The 18,288-nt window shown below is 74.5% G+C and carries 21 protein-coding genes; 18 read left to right on the top strand and 3 right to left on the bottom strand.

The genetic code is table 11. From position 1 onward, the window contains the following. Window positions 1-278: superoxide dismutase (locus tag F593_RS0114540; RefSeq protein ID WP_022929479.1), on the bottom strand; the 278-nt coding region annotated here is incomplete at its 3' end. 187 nt (window positions 279-465) lie between these two features. On the opposite strand from F593_RS0114540, the gene F593_RS0114535 reads away from it, so the two are divergent. From F593_RS0114535 to F593_RS0114500, 7 genes are all read left to right on the top strand, one after another. Next, window positions 466-2,193 carry a proline--tRNA ligase gene (locus tag F593_RS0114535; protein ID WP_022929478.1) on the top strand — a complete coding sequence of 576 codons (1,728 nt, stop codon included), beginning with the start codon at window positions 466-468 and terminating at the stop codon, window positions 2,191-2,193. After that, complete coding sequence (locus tag F593_RS25495) at window positions 2,175-3,032, top strand: CDP-alcohol phosphatidyltransferase family protein (protein ID WP_022929477.1); 858 nt, start codon at window positions 2,175-2,177, stop codon at window positions 3,030-3,032. The genes F593_RS0114535 and F593_RS25495 overlap by 19 nt, the downstream gene beginning before the upstream one ends. 87 nt (window positions 3,033-3,119) lie before the next feature. Further along, window positions 3,120-3,431 carry an RsiG family protein gene (locus F593_RS25490; RefSeq protein ID WP_022929476.1) on the top strand — a complete coding sequence of 104 codons (312 nt, stop codon included), beginning with the start codon at window positions 3,120-3,122 and terminating at the stop codon, window positions 3,429-3,431. Then, window positions 3,431-3,901 (top strand): FHA domain-containing protein, encoded by a 471-nt coding sequence (locus F593_RS31100; protein WP_022929475.1) that lies wholly within the window; start codon window positions 3,431-3,433, stop codon window positions 3,899-3,901. The genes F593_RS25490 and F593_RS31100 overlap by 1 nt, the downstream gene beginning before the upstream one ends. Before the next feature lie 10 nt (window positions 3,902-3,911). Then, complete coding sequence (gene ftsR, locus F593_RS0114510) at window positions 3,912-4,736, top strand: transcriptional regulator FtsR (RefSeq protein ID WP_022929474.1); 825 nt, start codon at window positions 3,912-3,914, stop codon at window positions 4,734-4,736. Then, a complete protein-coding gene (locus F593_RS0114505; RefSeq protein ID WP_022929473.1) occupies window positions 4,733-5,272 on the top strand; it encodes an adenine phosphoribosyltransferase in 540 nt (179 codons plus the stop codon). The genes ftsR and F593_RS0114505 overlap by 4 nt, the downstream gene beginning before the upstream one ends. Window positions 5,273-5,277: 5 nt before the next feature. After that, window positions 5,278-5,724, top strand: a complete 447-nt coding sequence (locus tag F593_RS0114500) for an SRPBCC family protein (protein ID WP_022929472.1) — start codon at window positions 5,278-5,280, stop codon at window positions 5,722-5,724. Here F593_RS0114500 and F593_RS0114495 read toward each other — a convergent pair. Further along, window positions 5,721-6,980, bottom strand: a complete 1,260-nt coding sequence (locus F593_RS0114495; RefSeq protein ID WP_022929471.1) for a hypothetical protein — start codon at window positions 6,978-6,980, stop codon at window positions 5,721-5,723. The genes F593_RS0114500 and F593_RS0114495 overlap by 4 nt on opposite strands. An 88-nt stretch (window positions 6,981-7,068) precedes the next feature. Between F593_RS0114495 and F593_RS0114490 the strand changes: the two genes are divergently transcribed. From F593_RS0114490 to F593_RS25470, 7 genes are all read left to right on the top strand, one after another. Beyond that, on the top strand, window positions 7,069-7,473 hold the full coding sequence (locus F593_RS0114490) for a PaaI family thioesterase (protein WP_022929470.1): 405 nt from the start codon (window positions 7,069-7,071) through the stop codon (window positions 7,471-7,473). A gap of 71 nt (window positions 7,474-7,544) precedes the next feature. After that, a complete protein-coding gene (locus F593_RS25485) occupies window positions 7,545-8,111 on the top strand; it encodes a sigma-70 family RNA polymerase sigma factor (protein WP_022929469.1) in 567 nt (188 codons plus the stop codon). A 365-nt stretch (window positions 8,112-8,476) separates the two neighbouring features. Next, window positions 8,477-9,208 carry a septal ring lytic transglycosylase RlpA family protein gene (locus F593_RS28495; protein WP_157251826.1) on the top strand — a complete coding sequence of 244 codons (732 nt, stop codon included), beginning with the start codon at window positions 8,477-8,479 and terminating at the stop codon, window positions 9,206-9,208. Window positions 9,209-9,443: 235 nt separating this feature from the next. Further along, window positions 9,444-10,511, top strand: a complete 1,068-nt coding sequence (gene dinB / locus F593_RS25475) for a DNA polymerase IV (RefSeq protein ID WP_033207611.1) — start codon at window positions 9,444-9,446, stop codon at window positions 10,509-10,511. Between the two features lie 96 nt (window positions 10,512-10,607). After that, window positions 10,608-11,405 (top strand): alpha/beta fold hydrolase, encoded by a 798-nt coding sequence (locus F593_RS0114465; protein WP_022929466.1) that lies wholly within the window; start codon window positions 10,608-10,610, stop codon window positions 11,403-11,405. Continuing rightward, window positions 11,405-12,235, top strand: coding sequence for a thioesterase family protein (locus F593_RS0114460; protein WP_022929465.1), 831 nt, complete (start codon window positions 11,405-11,407; stop codon window positions 12,233-12,235). The genes F593_RS0114465 and F593_RS0114460 overlap by 1 nt, the downstream gene beginning before the upstream one ends. A 30-nt stretch (window positions 12,236-12,265) precedes the next feature. Beyond that, window positions 12,266-12,955 (top strand): leucyl/phenylalanyl-tRNA--protein transferase, encoded by a 690-nt coding sequence (locus tag F593_RS25470; RefSeq protein WP_022929464.1) that lies wholly within the window; start codon window positions 12,266-12,268, stop codon window positions 12,953-12,955. A gap of 40 nt (window positions 12,956-12,995) precedes the next feature. Here F593_RS25470 and F593_RS0114450 read toward each other — a convergent pair whose 3' ends face one another. Next, window positions 12,996-14,084, bottom strand: coding sequence for a hypothetical protein (locus F593_RS0114450; protein WP_022929463.1), 1,089 nt, complete (start codon window positions 14,082-14,084; stop codon window positions 12,996-12,998). A 431-nt stretch (window positions 14,085-14,515) separates the two neighbouring features. On the opposite strand from F593_RS0114450, the gene F593_RS0114445 reads away from it, so the two are divergent. The 4 genes from F593_RS0114445 (at window position 14,516) to F593_RS0114430 (ending at window position 18,152) form a co-directional block, all read left to right on the top strand. After that, window positions 14,516-15,655, top strand: coding sequence for a Re/Si-specific NAD(P)(+) transhydrogenase subunit alpha (locus tag F593_RS0114445; protein ID WP_022929462.1), 1,140 nt, complete (start codon window positions 14,516-14,518; stop codon window positions 15,653-15,655). After that, the gene (locus F593_RS25465; RefSeq protein WP_022929461.1) at window positions 15,655-16,047 is read left to right on the top strand and encodes an NAD(P) transhydrogenase subunit alpha part 2; all 393 of its coding nucleotides are present in this window, start codon (window positions 15,655-15,657) and stop codon (window positions 16,045-16,047) included. Before F593_RS0114445 ends, F593_RS25465 begins: the two co-directional genes overlap by 1 nt. Next, complete coding sequence (locus F593_RS0114435; protein ID WP_022929460.1) at window positions 16,044-17,477, top strand: NAD(P)(+) transhydrogenase (Re/Si-specific) subunit beta; 1,434 nt, start codon at window positions 16,044-16,046, stop codon at window positions 17,475-17,477. The genes F593_RS25465 and F593_RS0114435 overlap by 4 nt, the downstream gene beginning before the upstream one ends. 81 nt (window positions 17,478-17,558) lie before the next feature. Then, a complete protein-coding gene (locus tag F593_RS0114430) occupies window positions 17,559-18,152 on the top strand; it encodes a GNAT family N-acetyltransferase (protein WP_084630064.1) in 594 nt (197 codons plus the stop codon). Window positions 18,153-18,288: the final 136 nt, after the last annotated feature.

Here is an 18,288-nt window from a genome sequence, read left to right as displayed (position 1 = left end):
ACGCCGCCGCCCTGCAGCGACTCCCAGAAGAGGGTGTGGTTGTAGTGGCCGCCGCCGTTGTTGCGGACGGGGCCCTGCTTGTCGGCGGGGAGCGCGTCGAGGTTGGCGACGATCTCCTCGATCGACTTGTCCGCGAACTCGGTGCCCTCGAGCGCGGCGTTGGCCTTGTCCACGTAGGCCTGGTGGTGCTTGTCGTGGTGGAGCTCCATCGTCTGCTGATCGATGTGGGGCTCCAGCGCGTCGTACGCGTAGGGCAGCGGGGGAACGGAGAACGCCATGGGGGGCTCCTCGGGTGGGTCGTGTGCGGTCCGCGACGACACCGGGCGGTGCCACCGCCTCTCTCAACCTACACGGGCACCCCGCGGGCCCTGGGGCGCTCGTGTGACCGCACCGGCCCGGCGCCGCGTGGACGGACGGCCGCCCGCCGGGCCGAGCGCCGGGTCGGTCGACTAGATTCCGTACCCGATGACGCGCCTCTCCCAGACCCTGCTGCCCACGGAGCGGCAGCCGCCCGCCGACGCCGAGGCGATCTCGCACCAGCTCATGGTGCGCGCCGGGCTCGTGCGGCAGATGGGCGCCGGACTGTGGAGCTGGCTGCCTGCCGGCTGGCGCGCCCACCAGCGGGTCGTGGGGATCATCCGGGAGGAGATGGAGCGGATCGGGTCCCAGGAGGTCCTGATGCCCGTCCTGCAGCCCGCCGAGCTGTGGAAGCGCACCGGTCGCTACGACGCGATCGGCGGCGAGCTGTTCCGCCTGAAGGACCGGCGCGACGCCGACATGGTCCTCGCGATGACGCACGAGGAGGCAATGACGAACCACGTCGCCCAGATCGTGCGCTCCTACCGCGACCTGCCCTTCAGCCTGTTCCACTTCCAGATCAAGGAGCGGGACGAGCCGCGTCCCCGGGCCGGCGTGCTGCGCACGCGCGAGTTCATCATGAAGGACGCCTACACCTTCGACCGCGACGAGGCGGGCCTGCAGGCGCAGTACGAGCGCTTCCGCGAGGCGTACGCGCGGGTCTACGACCGCTCCGGCCTGCGCTGGTACGAGGTCGAGTCCGACACGGGGATGATGGGCGGCAAGCGCGCCCACGAGTACATGGCGCCCTGCGCCGCGGGCGAGGACGACGTGGTGCTCGCCGACGGCGGGGCCGTCTACGCCGCGAACGTCGAGGTCGCCTCGGCCGACCCCCAGCCCGTCACGCTCCCCGACGCGCCCGACGCCCCCGTCCGCGTGGAGACGCCCGGCACCCGCACCATCGCCAAGCTCGCCGCCCACCTCGACCGGCCCGCCGGCGCGCTCCTGAAGGCGTTCCCCGTCGTCGTCTCCGGCTCCGAGGCCTACGCCGACGGCGTCGTCCTGCTGCTCCTGCGCGGCGACCACGAGGTCGTCGACGTCAAGCTCGCCAAGGCACTCGGCGGCACGGTCCGCCAGGCGAACGAGGACGAGATCCGCGACCGCATCGGGCCCCCCGGGTTCCTCGGACCGATCGGCGCCGACGTGCCCGTCGTGGTCGACGCGGCCGTCGAGGCCACCGGCACGGGCGCCTGGGTCGTCGGCGCGAACGAGACGGACGTCCACCTCGACGGCGTCGTGCTCGGCCGCGACTTCGCCTACGACGTGGTCGACGTCCGCGCCGTGGTCGCGGGCGACACGGTCGACGGCACGCCGGTGACGATCGAGCCGGCGATCGAGGTCGGCAACATCTTCCAGCTCATGACGCGGTACTCCGAGCCGCTCGACGCGACGTTCCTCGACGAGGACGGCAAGACGCACGCGATCGTCATGGGCTCCTACGGCATCGGCCCGGCGCGCATCGTGGCCGCGGCGGTCGAGCAGTTCCACGACGAGCGCGGCATCGCCTGGCCCAAGGCGATCGCGCCGTACGAGATCGAGGTCGTCGGCCTCGGCAAGCCCGGGGGCGACGAGGCCGCGGCCGCTGAGCGCGTGTACGACGAGCTGCGCGAGGCCGGATTCGACGTGCTCCTCGACGACCGCGCCGGCGGGGCGGGCTCCAAGCTCGCCGACGCCGAGCTGCTCGGCGCCCCGCTGCGCATCACGGTCGGCAAGCGCTCGCTCGCCGACGGCCGCGTCGAGGCGCAGATCCGCCGCGGCCAGGAGACGATCGAGGGCGGCCTGCCGCTCGACGGGCTCTCCGACGCGGTGCGCGAGCTGTGGGAGCGCGTGCCCTGATCCCCCCGTCCGGCGACCGGCCGGCAGCGGGGGACGACGACCGCTCCCCGGAGGGGCGGCGGCTACGGGAGCGCGCGGAGCGGGCGCGGGAGCGCACGCGCGAGCGCACCGACCAGGTGCGGGAGCGGACGGAGCAGGTCCGTGGCCGCACCCGCGAGCGCACGGAGCACGTCCGCGATCGCACGCGCGAGCTGACCGAGCCCGCGCGGATGACCGTGCGGCGGCTCTTCGGCATCGACCGCTCCGGTCCGCCGCCGCCCGAGACGCTCCAGGGGCAGCCGCTGCGCCCGTGGACGATCCCGAACGTCGTCGGGATGCTCCGGCTCGCGTGCGTCCCGCTCTTCCTCGTGCTCGCCCTCTCGAGCGACGACGGCACGCGCGCCGTCCCGGCGATCCTCTTCTTCCTCATCGCCGCGACGGACTACCTCGACGGCTTCCTCGCCCGCCTCACCGGCCAGTACAGCCGCTTCGGCACACTCCTCGATCCGATCACCGACCGCTCGCTCGTGCTCGCCGGCGGCATCGTCTGCTGGCACTTCGACCTGTTGCCGCGCGAGGCGCTGGCGCTGCTCGTCGCCCGCGAGCTCTACACCGTCGCCGGGGCCCGCAAGGCGCTGCGCGAGGGTGTGCGCCTGCAGGTCAACTGGTGGGGGAGGCTCGCCGTCTGGCCGCTCATGGGCGGGCTCTTCGCCGCCCTCGTGGGGATCGGGACCCCCGCACGCATCGCGGTCATCGTCGGAGTGGCGATGGCGATCGTCGCCTCCGCGAAGTACACCCGCGACGGCCGCCGCGCCCTCCGCGAGCGACGCGCCGCGAACGCCGCCGTCCTGGACGGCTGATCCCGACCCTCAACCGGAGGTTCAGGAATCGTCGGGGACCGCTGGTATGCTCGCCGCGGAGCCCCCCAACAGGAGCCCCCACCCCTCATGGACGACACCTTTCCTGATCTCGGCAGCCTCCCCGACGAGGAGCTCAAGGCGATGATCGATCGCCTGACCGCGGAGGAGACCGAGGTCAGCTATCGGCGACGGATCCTCCACGGCCAGATCGACATCCTCCGCGCGGAGCTCGTCTCGCGCCTGCGCCTGCGGCACGAGGAGGGCGGCGCCGTGATCCACGGGTCCGACGTCGACCGCCTGACGGAGATCCTCGCCGGCCGCGCCGGCGGGCTGCGTCCCGTCCCCGACGAGGAACCCCAGGTCGCCCGCGACGACGACGGCGGAGACGCGACGTCCTGATGGCGGTGCACTGCCCCGAGTGCGGCTTCGTCGTCGGGACGGCGGCGAACTTCTGCCCGAAGTGCGGCGCCTACCTCGCCGACGTCTCCTCGCCGAGCGAGCCGACGACGGCCACCTACCACCTGCAGGAGTCGGGGGAGATGGCCGCGCTGGACATCCCCGCGCTGCAGGAGCAGGGCGGGGCGGCGCTCGTCGTGCGCGCCGGCGGCGGCCGCGAGGGCGAGTCGGTGCCGCTGACGGGCGTGCGGGTCACCATCGGCCGCCGGCCCGAGAGCGACCTCTTCCTGGACGACGTCACGGTCTCCCGCGACCACGCGCTCGTCGTGGCGCGCGGCGACGGGTGGCACATCGACGACCTCGGCTCGCTCAACGGCACCTACGTCAACCGCGGCCGCATCGACTCGGCGCTGCTGCGGGACGGCGACGAGGTCCAGGTCGGCAAGTTCAAGCTCACCTTCCTCGGCCGCTGAGGGCGGGCCCGTGGTCGACGAGACGGGCCCCGACCCCGCGGTCCTCGACGGCCGGGCCCCCGAGGCCCCGGCGGGCGCTGGCGAGCGGCCCGCCGCCCCGGCCCGTGCCGGTCGCCCGCTGACGATCGGGCAGGTCTGCAAGCTGCTCGTCGGGGAGTTCCCCGACATCTCGATCTCGAAGATCCGCTACCTCGAGGAGCAGAAGCTGCTCCAGCCGCGGCGGACGTCGGGCGGCTACCGGCTGTTCAGCACGGAGGACATGGAGCGGCTGCGCACGATCCTGCGCCTCCAGCGCGACGAGTTCCTGCCGCTGCGCGTCATCCGCCAGGAGCTGGCGGCGGGCCGCGGGCAGGAGCCGCGCGTCTCGGGCCCGGGCGGCGCGGGGGAGGGCGAGGACGACGAGCCCGACGCCCACGCCCATCACCGCACGGGGCCGATCAAGCTCCGGGGCGGCGGCACGGCGTTCCACACGCTCGAGCAGCTCTGCGACGACACCCGGGCGACCCCGGCGCTCGTAAAGGAGCTGCGCGACTTCGGCGTGGTCCAGGGCACCCCGCGCGACGGCGCGATCCTCTTCGACGACGACGAGCGCGAGATCGTCCGCGCGGCCGTCGAGCTCTCGCACTACGGCGTGGGCGGCCGGCACCTGCGGGTGCTGCGCAGCTCGGCCGACCGCGAGGGCGCGCTGCTCGAGCAGCTGCTCGGACCGTCGCTGCGGTCCCGCAGCGCGGAGCGGCGGGCGGAGGCGGTCGACGCGCTCGAGACGCTCGCCGCCACGACGATGCGGCTGAAGCACCTGCTGCTCGTGCGGGACCTGCGACGCTTGGTCCCGTGAGCCGTCAGAACGCCGACGTCGACCTCAAGGCGCAGGTCGTCGACATCCCCGACCACCCGCAGCCGGGGGTCACCTTCCGCGACATCACCCCGGTCCTCGCGGACCCGGCGGCGCTGGGCGCCTGCGTCGACCGCCTCGCCGCCGCCGCGCGCGACCTCGGCGTGCAGCGCGTGATCGGCGCGGAGGCCCGCGGGTTCCTGCTCGGCCCGGCGCTCGCCCGCGAGCTCGACGCCGGCTTCATCCTCGCCCGCAAGCCGGGCAAGCTGCCGCGGGCCACGGTCGGGGTGGAGTACGCCCTCGAGTACGGCACGGACGAGCTGCAGGTCCACGAGGACGCGTTCCCGCCCGGCACCCGCGTGCTCGTGCACGACGACCTGCTCGCCACGGGCGGCACCGCCCGCGCGCTGTGCTCGCTCGTCGAGCGGTTGGGCGGCGAGGTCGTCGGCTGCTCGTTCCTGGCCGAGCTCGCGTTCCTCGGCGGCCGCGCGGCGCTGGAGCCGCACGACGTCCTCTCGCTCATCGTCTACGAGGACTGACCCCGGTGGGGACGCGCGCCGACGCCCTGGCCAGCCGGGTCCTCGACGTGCCCGCCGACGCGGTGTGGCCCCTCGTCGCCGACGGCGCGAAGGTCGCCACCTGGTGGCCGATGGCCGAGCGCGCCGAGGACGTGCGCGGCGGGCGCTTCACGCTCGTGCTGCGCAGCTCGCGCGGCGTTCCCGTCCGCACGGACTGGCGGGTGACGGCCTCGCGCCGCCCCGAGCTGCAGCGCTGGGAGCAGGACCTGAAGGGCACGCCCTTCGCGTCCGCTCTGGAGCGCAGCGCCGTCGAGGTGCGGCTGACCCCGGAGGGGGACGGCCGTTGCCGTGTCGACGTCGCCGTTGAGCGGGTGCTCGTGGCCCGCGGCGGCCCGACGGGCTTCCTGGGCCGCCGGGCCGCGCGCCGGCAGGCGGGCGACGCGCTCGCGCGCCTCGCCCGCGCCGTCTCCTAGGTGCCCGAGCGGACCTTCAGGGTGCCCACGAGCATCGTGGAGCCCGGCTTCGTCGGCGGCTTGTCGGGCTGGCGCGTGATGCGGATGCGGTTGTAGACCGTCGGGTCGACCCGGGTCGGCTGGCGGGTCTTCACGTCGAAGCCGACGAACGGCAGCTCGGCACCCCGGGCGTCCGCGAGCTCGCCGATCAGGAGCGGGTCCGCGCCGCTCTTGTCCGCCCAGGCGTAGTACCGCCGCTTCGACGTGGCCTTCGGCACGCCCTCCGTCGTCAGCAGGAGCACGGGCTCGCCGGTCGTCTGGCTGAGGGCCGACTGGGCGATCGCCTTCGCGTTCGCGAACGCCTCCGGCGCGCCGACGGGCGCCGTGAAGTTGATCTGCCGCGGGAGGGTCGCGAGGAACGCCTGCGCCGCGGCCGCGTCCTGCGCGACGCCGGACTCCGCGGTGGAGGTGCCCGTGGGGGCGGGGGCCGCGGTCGACGCGCTCTCGCCCCCGTCCCGGTCGAAGACCCCGCCGACCCACGCGATCACGAGGGCGGCGACGACGAGGGCCAGCGCGCCGCCGGCGAGCAGCCGCCCCGACGGCCGCGACCCGCCGCTACGGCGCGACCCGCCGGTCTTCGGCGTGCGCGCGCCGCGAGCCTTCGGCGTGCGCTGGCCGCGCGCCTTCGGTGTGCGGCCGCCGTCGAGCGCCGCGAAGGCCTCGCGGACGTCGCCGCTGCCGCCGGCCGCGACGGGCGCGGCCGCGGCGGCGGCCGCCGCCGCGCGGGCCTGCGGGTCGTCGGGGGGCGGCGCGGCCGCCGGCTCGTCCCCGGCGGGAGCCGTGCCCGGCTCGGCGTGCTCGGGGTCGCCGGCCCCGGCGCGGCTCGCGGCCGTGGCGCCCGTGGGCGCGGCCGCGCCCGGGGCGTCGTCACTCGCGGGGAGCGCCTCGGCGGCGCCGCCGAGCGGCCCGAGCTCGCCGGCGACCCGGGTGGCCCACGTGCGGGCCGGAGCGTGGTCGCGGAGCAGGGCGCGGGTGGTCGCGCGCTCGTCGTCCGGGCCCTGGCCGAGCAGCAGATCCGCGATGCGGTCGCGGTCCTCGAGGGCGAGACCCTCGACGTCGTCCGGGGCGAGCCCGTCGACCGCGTCGAGCGCGCGCTCGCGGACCTGGGCGGGCTCGAGGCCGAGCGTGGCCCCGATGTCGGCGTAGGCCATGCGCCGACGCAGCACGAGCTGCAGGACGGCCTGCTGGTCGGGATGAAGTTCCTGCAAGCGCGACATTCGCGCGGAAGCCTACCGGCGGGCAGGTTGGGAACGTGTAAGAGCGGACGGCGGTCCGGACGCGGGTCCGGGTCGTAGGATGCGGCCGATGGAGTTCGAACCCGTCGTCCCCGTCGAACGCACGCTGGACGGCCTGATGGGCCTGACCTACGGCGAGCGCGGCGACGGCTGGGCCGAGGCGACGCTCGAGGTCGGCGACCACGTCCGCCAGCCCGCCGGCCTGGTCCACGGCGGGGCGTACGCGGCGATCGCCGAGTCGCTCACGTCGATGGCCACGGCGATGGACGTCTGGGGCGACGGCATGGCCGCCCAGGGCCTGTCGAACACGACGAACTTCCTGCGGCCGATGCTCTCCGGCACGATCCACGCCCGCGCCGAGCGGCTGCACCGCGGGCGGACCACCTGGGTCTGGGACGTGACGATGAAGGACGACGAGGGTCGGGTCTGCGCCATCACGCGGATGGTCATCGCCGTCCGCCCGCGCCCGACCTGAGGTGGCGCCTCGGCGCCCATCTGGCGGCTCGCTACCCTAGGTGGTGCGACGCGGGTGCGCCGCAGGCTCCGATGGATCTCCGCGACCCCCACGACTTCGCCCGGGCGTACGCCGAGCTCGCGCCCACGGCGGCGAGCGCCGCTGCGGCCGTGCTCGCCCCGGCGGGACGGCGCGGCGACGTCGAGGACGTCGTCCACGACGTCTTCATCCGGCTGTGGGGCGAGCCGCAGCGCTTCGATCCCTCCCGCGGCCCGCTCGGCGCGTACGTTCGGCTCATCGCCCGCTCCCGGGCGCTCGACCTGCTGCGCTCGGGCCAGGCCGCCGGCCGCGCCACGGAGCGGATGGCCGCGGCACCGGCTGCCCTCCCGACGGACCCCGTCGTCAGCGAGGCGGAGCGCCACGAGGTGCGCGCCGCCCTCCTGCGCGCGATGGCCAGCCTCCCGCTCCCGCAACGCGAGGCCATCGCGATGGCCTGCTGGGGCGACCTGACGGCGAACGAGATCGCCGCGCGCTCCGGGCTGCCGCTCGGCACCGTCAAGGGCCGCATCCGGCTGGGGCTGGCGCGCATGCGCGGCGAGCTCGAGGGCTCGGAGCTCACCGCCGCGACGGTGATGACGATGATCTCGTCGCTGCTCTGACCCGCACCCCACGGGGGCGTCACGACCCCGACACTCGCCGTCCGGTCGGGTCCGGCGGCCCCGGCCTCGTTGCGGCCACAACCGGGGGTCGGCCACCGTGTGTGGGGCATCGCACGCGATCCGGACGCGTCGGTCCCTATGGTGTTCTTCACCTTCACGACGCCGAGTCGACCGCGTGCCCGCACGCGTCGAGCGGGGGACCCACCCGTCGCAGGACGCCCTCCACCGGGCGCCGCGGCACGGGGCGAATCGGGCGCTGAGCCGCCCGTAGCGTCCCTCGGACGGAGCGCACCCATGTGCGAGCCGGCCGGGGGCTGCGAGTCCGTCAGCTAACCCCGTAGGCGTCTTCCCCGAGGAGACACAACGTGATTCGTGACGCTTTCGTCACGCCGACCCGTGCTGCACTCGCAGCCGGGGCGGCGCTGGCCCTGACCGCCACCGTGCCCGCCTCCGCCGCTGCCCCCAGCGGCGGCGCGACCGCACCCACCGCCACCTCCACGGCCGCCGCACCGGCCGCGACGCCGAAGCGCAAGTCCGCGCCACGGCCTCAGATCCGCGTGCGCACCGAGCGTGCCGCCGGCCTCGTCGGCCGCAGCGCCGTCTACGCGGGCAACGTCGCCCGCCACCGCTCCGGGCAGCGCGTCCGCCTCGAGCTGCGCGGCCGCTCCGGCTGGCACGTCGTCGACCGCGACCGCATCGCGAAGAACGGCCGGTTCCGCGTGACCACCAAGATCCACCGGATCGGCGACGACCGGGCCGCGCGCCTGCGCATCGTCCCGACCGCCGGCGCGAAGGGCGACGTCGAGCGCGTCGAGCGCGTGCACGGCTTCCGCCGTTCGTTCGCGTCCTACTACGGCCCCGGGCTCTACGGCTTCAAGATGGCCTGCGGCGGGCGCCTGAGCCCCGGCACCATCGGCGTGGCGCACAAGAGCATGCCGTGCGGCACCAAGCTGACCCTCCGTCTCGGCGGCCGCGAGGTCCAGGCCCGCGTCGTCGACCGCGGCCCCTACGTCGGCGGTCGCGAGTTCGACCTCACCGCCGCGACGAAGGCCCGGCTGGGCTTCGGGTCGACGGGCACGGTTCTCGTCGACCGGTAAGACGAGGTCCGGGCCCCGCCCCGAGCGTCTCGGGGCGGGCCGCGCAGGACGTCGGCAGGGCTCGGGGCACCCGGAAGGCCGCGGGCCCCGCCCCGAGCGTCTCGGGGCGGGCCGCGCAGGACGTCGGCAGGGCTCGGGGCACCCGGAAGGGCCCCGGGCCCCGCCCCGAGCGTCTCGGGGCGGGCCGTCCGACGCGTGACGCCGCCCGTGGGCGTACGCTCCAGGGGTGGGCGACATGGGAACGTCTGTTCGGTGCATCGGGCACCTGGACTGCGACGCCTTCTTCGCATCGGTCGAGCTGTTGCGGCGGCCGGAGCTGCGCGGCAAGCCGGTCATCGTCGCCCACGACGGGCCGCGCTCCGTGGTCACCACGGCCACGTACGAGGCGCGGAAGTTCGGCGTCGGCTCGGCGATGCCGCTGGCGACCGCGAAGCACCGCTGTCCGCAGGCGATCATCGTCCCGCCGGACCACGACGCCTACAAGGAGGCGTCGAACCGGGTCATGGACATCGTCCGCGACGAGGTCGAGATCGTCGAGCAGATCAGTGTCGACGAGGCCTACGCCGACCTCAGTGCGATGGCGATGCCCAAGAGCGCCATGCGCCGCTTGCAGCGCCGGATCCTCGCGGAGACCGAGTTGCACGTCTCCGTCGGCATCGGGCCGAACAAGCTCGTCGCCAAGCTCGCCTCGGACGCGGAGAAGCCGCGCGGCTTCTGCGTGCTGACCCGTCGCGACGCGTGGCTGCGGTGGGCCGACGCCTCTCCGGGGCTCCTCGGCGGCGTGGGGCCGAAGACGACGGACGACCTCGCCCGGCGCGGCATCGACACCATCCGCGCGCTGTCGAAGGTCGACGAGGCCACCCTCTCGTCCTGGTACGGCCCCCGCACCGGCCCGTGGCTCTGGCGGCGCTGCCGGTTCGACGACTCCGCGCCCGTGGAGCCGGTCCGCGAGCCCGTCTCGGAGAGCCGCGAGTCCACGTTCTCCATCGACCTCTCGGAGCGCGACGAGCAGGAGGCCGAGCTGCGCCGCCTCGCGGTCAAGCTCTACGAGGCGCTCGAGCACCAGGGTCGGCGCGGCCGCACCGTCGGGCTGAAGGTCCGGCTGAAGGACTTCACGACGATCACGCGCTCGCGCACGTTCCCCGTGCCGGTGGAGGACGAGGAGGCGCTCGCCGACGCGGTGGTGGGGATGCTCCGGGAGTACGACCCGCCGCAGCCCGTGCGGCTGCTCGGCGTGCGGATGGCGTCCCTCGAGCTCGTCGACGGCCCGGGCGTCCAGCTCGCGCTCCCGCTGCGGCACTGAGCCGGGGCCCGCAGGTCCAGTGGCGGCGACGTCCCGGACCCGCCCGCACCCTCGGGGGCTCCCGGCGCGGGCGGCCCGCCTGCTAGGACTCAGGAGATGCCGCTGCACGTCGAAGTCGCCGGTGACGGGCCTCCCGTCGTCCTCCTCCACGGGCTCACCGCGAGCCACCGCTACGTCGTGATGGGGAGCCGGCACCTCGAGCGCTCCGGCCACCGCGTCCTGACGTACGACGCGCGCGGCCACGGTGCGTCCGACCCCGCCCCGGACCCGCAGGCCTACCGGTACGAGGACCTCGCGGACGACCTCGTCGCGACCATGGGCGAGCACGGGATGCACCGTGCCGTGCTCGTCGGCGCGTCCATGGGCGCCCACACCGCCGTCCGGGTCGCGCTGCGCCGCCCGGAGCTCGTCGCCGGGCTCGTCGTGGTCACGCCGGCGTTCCTGCCCGGCCACGAGGCCGACGAGGACAGCCTGGCGGGCTGGGACCGGCTGGCCGCGGGCCTGCGGGCCGGGGGCGCCGACGGGTTCGTCGAGGCCTACGACTTCGACCGCGTGCCGGAGGGCTGGCGCGACACCGTCCGCAAGGTCATGCAACAGCGCCTGTCGGTGCACGAGCACCCGGACGCCGTGGCCGACGCGATCGGGGTCGTCCCCCGCAGCGCCCCCTTCGACTCCCTGAACGACCTGGCCGCGATCGACGTGCCGAGCGTCGTGGTCGGCGACCACGACGACGCCGACCCGGGCCACCCGCTCGAGACGGCGCGGATCTACGCCGAGGCGCTCCGGGACGCCGAGCTCGTGGTCGAGGACGAGGGCAAGTCGCCGATCGCGTGGCAGGGGGGCCAGCTCTCCCGGGTGATCGCCGACCTCGTGGCGCGGACGGACGCCGTCTGATGGCGGGCGGGCCGATCGTCACCGTCGTCGACGAGGCCCCGGTCGCCGGGTCGGAGGAGACCGCGACGGGGCGCTACGTCCTGGAGCCGGCCGCCCGCGGTCCCTGGGACCCCGGCAGCGCCCACGGCGGGGCGCCCTCGGCGCTCCTGGCGCGTGCGATCGAGGCCCGGGCGGGGGAGAGCCAGCGCATCAGCTCGCTGGCGACCACGTTCCTCGGCCCGGTGCCGCTCGGCCCCGTCGAGGTCCGCACCGTCGTCGCCAAGCCCGGCTCACGGCTGCAGGTCGTCCACGCCGAGCTGCGGGCCGGCGGCCGCGTCGCCATGGAGGCCCAGGCCGTCCTCCTGCGCCGCGGGCGTGTGGCGCTGCCCCCCGGCGTCGGGCAGCCGTGGCCGGAGCTCGCGCCCCCTGAGGGGCTCGCGGCCGCGCCCCGATGGTTCGTCGCGGACGGCCAGGAGGGCTTCCACCCCGGCGCGATCGAGATCCGCCCTCTCGAGGGCGAGCTGCGCACGCCGGCGCCGCGAGGCCGCAGCGCCTGGCTGCGGCTCCTGCGGCCGCTGGTCGCCGGCGAGACGCCGACGGGCGCCCAGCGGGCGGCGGCCGCGGCGGACTTCGGCAACGGGCTCTCGTGCCCCGTGCCGATGGACGACTTCGTCTTCGTGAACTGCGACCTGCACGTCGCGCTGCACCGGGATCCGGCCGGGGAGTGGATCGGGGTGCGGGCCCGGACGGAGCTCGACGGGGCCGGCACGGGTCTGACGACGACGGAGCTGCACGACGCGGCGGGCCGGTTCGGCACCGCCACGCAGACGCTGTTCGTGGACGCGCGCTGACCGACGTGGGGGTTCGCTACGGTGGCCGGGGTGGCCGGCGGACGCGCTCCTCATACGGACGACGGCGGGTGGATCCTCGATCCGCCCGGGATGCTCTTCGTGTACGAGCAGGGCGCCTTCCCGATGGACACCGTGCAGGAGGACGGCCGGTTCCGGGTCGCCGCGTTCCGCGCGGACCCGCGCGCCGTGCTGCCGCTCGACGCCATCCGCCTGCCCCGCACGCTTCGCCGGACGCTTCCGCAGCGCGGCTACGCGGTGACGATCGACACCGCCTTCGAGCGCGTCGTGGCCGCCTGCGCCGCGCGGCCCGGCCTGGACCGCAGCGAGCGCTGGCTCACGCCGCGGCTGGAGGAGGCGTACCGCGCCCTGCACGCCTGGGGGCACGCCCGGAGCTTCGAGGTCTGGGACGGGGACGAGCTCGTGGGGGGCACGTTCGGCGTCGCGCTCGGCCGCGCGCACACGCTCGAGTCGATGTTCCACACCCGCACCGACGCCGGGACGGCGGCGGTGCTGTGGGCCGCGCGGAACATCCGCGACGCCGGCTACGCGGTGCTCGACGTGCAGCAGCGCACGGAGCACACGGCGCGTCTCGGGGTCGTCGAGATCCGCGAGTCGCTCTTCCACGCCCGCCTCCGCGCGGCGCTGCGCGGCGGCCTGCGGCCCCTGCCCCTGCCGGCCGAGGCGCGGCGGCGCGACGCCGCCGCGATCGTCGCGCCGTAGGGCGCCCAGCGACCGACGACCGGCCGCGGCCGGCCCGGTGCTAGCGCAGGGAGCGGAACGTGCGCCAGGTGCGCAGCCCGCGGCCGCCGGCGGTGAGCATGCCGGAGCGCCACTCCTCCTCCGGACCCGGGTCCTGCAGCTGGTACCACGTCATGGACCGCACGCGCTGGCTCTTGGCGAACGCCCAGGCCTGCCGCAGCCACACCGCGGCGCGGGCGTCCGGCGTGCGAGCGGAGCCGTGCGTGCGGTAGGAGAACTCCGTGATGTGCACGTTGCGTGCCGCCTTGCCGGAGATGCGGCCGGCGCGGGCGAGCGCGCGGATCTGCTGCATCGTCGTGTCCAGGTTGCCCATCGTCCAGGCGTCGCGCGGGAGCCGCTTCTGCACCGGGCTCTGGAAGAAGTCGTGGGTGTGGATCGCGATGCCGTCGCCCAGGAGCTTCGTGCGGCAGGACCGCGAGCCGTTCTGCGAGCGCCACTGCGGCGTCAGGCAGAGGGCGGCGCGGAAGAACGCACCGGGGTTGACCGCGTTGCTCGTGCGGGCGTTCGGGGCGGGCTCGCCGACGAGCACCGGCGTGCCCGGATCCTCGCGCTTGTAGGAGCGGTAGCCGACGTTCGACATCCGGACCCAGGTGCGCGGCTGGTTCTGCGGCCACATCGATTTGAAGTTCGGCTCGTTCCAGGTGAGGTACCCGGCGAGCGGGATGTCGGCGAGCCCCCTGGCGATCGACGCCGTGAAGTCCGAGTAGCGATCCATCAGCGTCAGAGTGATCCGGCGCGGGGTGGCCCGCTTGCGGTTGACCGCGGCGTAGATGCCGACGAACAGGCGGGCGTCGATCTCGTCGGCGTCGTCGGCCGCGCGCCGGATCTTGTCGATGACGGACGGGTCGACCTGCCGCGCGACGCTGTCCCAGCTCACGAGCATGCGGACGCGCCGGACCTTGGCGCGCTTGGCGTGCCGCCAGAAGAGCTCGCGCTGCTCCACGTCGTCCGACATCAGGAGGCGGGTGTCCTGCAGGCCCTTGAGCATCGCGGCGTCGGAGGTCGCCGCCCGCGTGAGCGGGAGGGCGAGGGCGAGCAGGACGACGAGGACCAGGCCGGCGAGGCGTGGTGAAGGGACCGCAAGGTGCATCCGACGGATGGTACGGGCCGCTCCGCCGCCTCCGCGCCGGGTGGCCCGCCGCGGGGCTGGCCGGTGGCGGTCGCCGACGCCGCCGAGCCGGGGCCTGAGCCCCACCGGACGACGCCGCGTCGACCCGTGAACATACCCCGCCCGCGCCGGGTCACGTATTCCCATCCGGCATGCCGGGAGAGGGTCCGGAATCCCGTTGGGAGCAGGGGATGGGTCGCCCTGAGAGGGCCCCCCATGCGGCCCTCCCGGACCGTTCACGTACGCAATACTCCCCGCTCACGGGGCAGGACGCCCGCCGTCGCCGAGGTCCGCGGACCCGTCGCACGGCGCGTGAAGCTACCCCGGGTAGAGTTCGCGCCGCAACCCCGACAGACGGATGGAGAACCACCTGTGTCGTTCCGTACCCACAGCACCCCGAGCCCGGTGAGGTCATGACCGTCACCCTGGGCATCCCGAAGGAGACGGCAGCCGGCGAGCGGCGCGTCGCGCTCGTCCCCGACGTCGTCAAGCGCCTGGCCGCCAAGGGCGTCGCCGTCGTCGTCGAGCCGGGGGCCGGCGAGCACGCGCTGATCCCCGACGCGCTCTACGCCGACGCCGGCGCGACGATCTCGCCCGACGTCTGGACGCAGGACGTCGTCGTGAAGGTCGCACCGCCGACCGCCGACGAAGTCGCCCGGCTCGGCGCGGACTCCGTCCTGATCGGCTTCCTCGCCCCGTTGAGCTCGCCGGCCACGGCGACCCTGCTGCGGGACAAGGGCGCCACCGCCTTCGCGATGGAGGCGATCCCGCGGATCTCGCGGGCCCAGGCGATGGACGCGCTGTCCTCGCAGTCCAACGTCGCCGGCTACAAGGCTGTGCTGGCGGGGGCGGACCTCTCCACGCGCTTCTTCCCGATGCTCATGACGGCCGCCGGCACGATCCCGCCGGCCAAGGTGCTGGTCCTCGGCATCGGCGTGGCGGGCCTGCAGGCGCTCGCCACCGCGCGCCGCCTCGGCGCCAAGACCACGGGCTACGACGTGCGGCCGGAGACGGCGGAGCAGGTCGAGTCGCTCGGCGCCACCTGGCTCGACCTCGGCATCGACGCCGCAGGCGAGGGCGGGTACGCCCGCGAGCTCACCCAGGAGGAGCGCGCCCAGCAGCAGCAGGCGCTCACGGACGCCACGAAGGGCTTCGACGTCGTGATCACCACGGCGCTCGTCCCCGGTCGCCCGGCCCCGCGGCTCGTCACGGCCGAGGCCGTCGAGGGCATGCGCCCCGGCTCGGTCATCGTCGACCTGGCGGGCGAGACCGGCGGCAACTGCGAGCTCACCGAGCCCGGTCGCACCGTCGTCAAGCACGACGTGACGATCCACTCGCCGCTGAACCTCGCCGCCGAGATGCCCGAGCACGCCTCGCAGCTGTTCGCCCGCAACGTGCAGTCGCTCGTCGAGCTGATGGTGCGGACGGACGAGGGGAAGAACACGACGCTCGAGCTCGACTTCGAGGACGAGATCATCGCCGGCGCCTGCGTCACGCGCGGCGGCGAGATCGTCCACCCGGGTGCCAAGAAGACCGTGGAGAACGCAGCCTGATGTCCGTCCAACTCCCCAGTGCGGTCCTCGCGGCCGCCGAGCACGGCGGCTCCGGCGCCAGCCCGCTCGTCACCAACCTCGCCCTCGTCGTCCTCGCCGGCCTGGTCGGCTACGCGGTGATCTCGAAGGTCCCCAACACCCTGCACACCCCGCTCATGTCCGGCACGAACGCCATCCACGGCATCGTGGTGCTCGGCGGCCTGTTGCTCCTCGCCACGGGTTCCGACCTGGGCGTCGTCACGCAGATCATCCTGTTCGTCGCCCTCGTGTTCGGCGTCGTCAACGTCATCGGCGGCTTCGTCGTGACGGACCGCATGCTCGAGATGTTCAAGGCGAAGCCCAAGGCGCAGGTCGAGGCCACGCCGGACGAGACGAAGCAGGTGTCGCGATGAGTGGGCTCGCCCCGGCGCCCGTGGCGTCGTTCCTCACGGACCCGAACTTCAAGTCGGTCCTCTACATCATCGCGTTCGCGCTCTTCATCATCGGTCTCTCGGGCCTGACGGGTCCGAAGACCGCGGTCCGCGGCAACCGCATCGCTGCCGTCGGCATGGTCATCGCCGTCGTCGCGACGCTGCTCGTGGACCCGTTCCACAACTGGCTCCTCATCGTCGCCGGCCTGATCGTCGGCACCGCCATCGGCGTGCCCGCGGCGCGCAAGGTCAAGATGACCGAGATGCCGCAGCTGGTCGCGCTGTTCAACGGCGTCGGCGGCGGCGCGGTCGCGCTCATCTCGTGGGCGGAGTTCCGGCAGACCGGCGGGTTCGACGACGTCGCGACCTACGTCGTCGTGTTCTCGCTGTTCTCCGCCATCGTCGGCTCCGTGTCCTTCTGGGGCTCGAACATCGCGTTCGGCAAGCTCCAGGGCCTGATCGACGGTGGCTCGATCTCGCTCGGCAAGGCGCAGCTGCCCGTGCAGGGCCTCATCGGCCTCGGCGCGATCGGGCTGGCCGTGGCGATCGCCACGGGTGCCGACTCCGAGCTCCTGATCATCGGCGTGCTCGTGCTCGCCGGGATCTTCGGGATCCTGCTCGTGCTGCCGATCGGCGGCGCGGACATGCCCGTCGTGATCTCGCTGCTCAACGCGTTCACCGGCCTCGCGGCCGCGGCCGCCGGCGTGGCGCTCGACAACCAGGCGCTGATCGTCGCGGGCATGATCGTCGGCGCGTCCGGCACGATCCTGACCCAGCAGATGGCGATCGCGATGAACCGCACGATCGTCTCCGTCATCGTCGGCGGCTTCGGCGGCAGCGGCACCGCCGCCGCGGCCGGTCCGGCGGGTGCGGGCGGCGGCACGGTCACCTCGACCTCGGCGTCCGACGTCGCGATCCAGATGGCCTACGCCCGCCAGGTCGTCGTCGTGCCGGGCTACGGCATGGCGGTCTCGCAGGCCCAGCACGCGGTCCGCGAGATGGCCAAGCTGCTGGAGGGCAAGGGTGTGACCGTCAAGTACGCGATCCACCCCGTCGCCGGCCGCATGCCGGGGCACATGAACGTGCTCCTGGCCGAGGCCGACGTGCCGTACGAGCAGCTGAAGGAGATGGACGACATCAACGGCGAGTTCAGCCGTACGGACGTCTCCCTCGTCATCGGCGCGAACGACGTGACGAACCCCGACGCCCGCAACAAGGCGGACTCGCCGATCTACGGCATGCCGATCCTCAACGTGGACGAGTCGGCGTCGACGATCGTGCTCAAGCGCTCCATGAGCTCGGGCTACGCCGGGATCGACAACCCGCTGTTCGTCGACCCGAAGACGAGCATGCTGTTCGGCGACGCGAAGGCGTCCGTCGAGGCGATCACCGAGGAGCTCAAGGCCCTCTGAGCCCCGCGGTGCGCGCCGTCCCGGGAGGGGCGGTGCCCACCGCGGCCTCGCGGGGCCGTCCGCCCGCCTAGGATCCGGCGCGTGAGCGCCCCGCCCCAGGACGGACCCGTCTCCGGGGTGCTGCACGCCGTCGGAGCCGCGGGGCCGCGGGTCTACCTGCGCCACCCCGTCGCCGGCGACGCGGACGAGTTCGTCGCCGCGGTGCGGGTCAGCCGCACGCTGCACGCCCACTGGACGACGCCGCCCGCGAGCCGTGCGGCGTTCCTCTCCTACCTCGAGCGCACGACGGGCCCGGCGTTCCGCGCCTACCTCGTCCGTCGCCGCTCCGACGACGCGCTGCTCGGCCGGGCGAACCTCTCCCAGATCTTCCACGGCGCGCTGCAGAGCGCCTACCTCGGCTACGAGGCGTTCGCGCCGCACGCGGGGCACGGCTACATGACGGAGGGGGTCGGGCTGGTCCTGCGCGAGGCGTTCGGCCCCGTGGGGCTGCACCGCGTGGAGGCCAACATCCAGCCCGACAACGCCGCGTCGAAGGCGCTCGTCCGGCGGCTCGGGTTCCGCCTGGAGGGCTTCTCGCCGAAGTACCTGCTGATCGCCGGGGCGTGGCGGGACCACGAGCGCTGGGCGCTGCTGGCCGACGAGCACCGCGGCGGGAGCGTCCGGGTCGGCGCCTAGGCCCGCGTCAGACGGAGGTCGTAGCCCCGCCGTGGCGCCGGCGTTCGCCAGCGGGCGACATAGGCGCCCTTCATCTTCGACAGATCCCCCCTTGATCGGCGCGCACGGCGTATGAGAGGGTGCCCGACATTCCGGT

Source organism: Patulibacter americanus DSM 16676 (assembly GCF_000420025.1).
In the GTDB taxonomy this organism is placed as follows: Bacteria; Actinomycetota; Thermoleophilia; order Solirubrobacterales; family Solirubrobacteraceae; genus Patulibacter; species Patulibacter americanus.
The sequence above is the reverse complement of the archived record's forward strand: the minus strand, read 5'-3'. Positions and strand labels throughout refer to the sequence as shown.

Coding starts and splice junctions, on each gene's coding strand:
- F593_RS0114535 (WP_022929478.1), top strand. CDS start 466: ATGACGCGCCTCTCCCAGACCCTGCTGCCCACGGAGCGGCAGCCGCCC.
- F593_RS25490 (WP_022929476.1), top strand. CDS start 3,120: ATGGACGACACCTTTCCTGATCTCGGCAGCCTCCCCGACGAGGAGCTC.
- F593_RS31100 (WP_022929475.1), top strand. CDS start 3,431: ATGGCGGTGCACTGCCCCGAGTGCGGCTTCGTCGTCGGGACGGCGGCG.
- F593_RS0114495 (WP_022929471.1), bottom strand. CDS start 6,980: ATGTCGCGCTTGCAGGAACTTCATCCCGACCAGCAGGCCGTCCTGCAG.
- F593_RS0114490 (WP_022929470.1), top strand. CDS start 7,069: ATGGAGTTCGAACCCGTCGTCCCCGTCGAACGCACGCTGGACGGCCTG.
- F593_RS25485 (WP_022929469.1), top strand. CDS start 7,545: ATGGATCTCCGCGACCCCCACGACTTCGCCCGGGCGTACGCCGAGCTC.
- dinB (WP_033207611.1), top strand. CDS start 9,444: ATGGGAACGTCTGTTCGGTGCATCGGGCACCTGGACTGCGACGCCTTC.
- F593_RS0114465 (WP_022929466.1), top strand. CDS start 10,608: ATGCCGCTGCACGTCGAAGTCGCCGGTGACGGGCCTCCCGTCGTCCTC.
- F593_RS0114460 (WP_022929465.1), top strand. CDS start 11,405: ATGGCGGGCGGGCCGATCGTCACCGTCGTCGACGAGGCCCCGGTCGCC.
- F593_RS0114450 (WP_022929463.1), bottom strand. CDS start 14,084: ATGCACCTTGCGGTCCCTTCACCACGCCTCGCCGGCCTGGTCCTCGTC.
- F593_RS0114445 (WP_022929462.1), top strand. CDS start 14,516: ATGACCGTCACCCTGGGCATCCCGAAGGAGACGGCAGCCGGCGAGCGG.
- F593_RS25465 (WP_022929461.1), top strand. CDS start 15,655: ATGTCCGTCCAACTCCCCAGTGCGGTCCTCGCGGCCGCCGAGCACGGC.
- F593_RS0114435 (WP_022929460.1), top strand. CDS start 16,044: ATGAGTGGGCTCGCCCCGGCGCCCGTGGCGTCGTTCCTCACGGACCCG.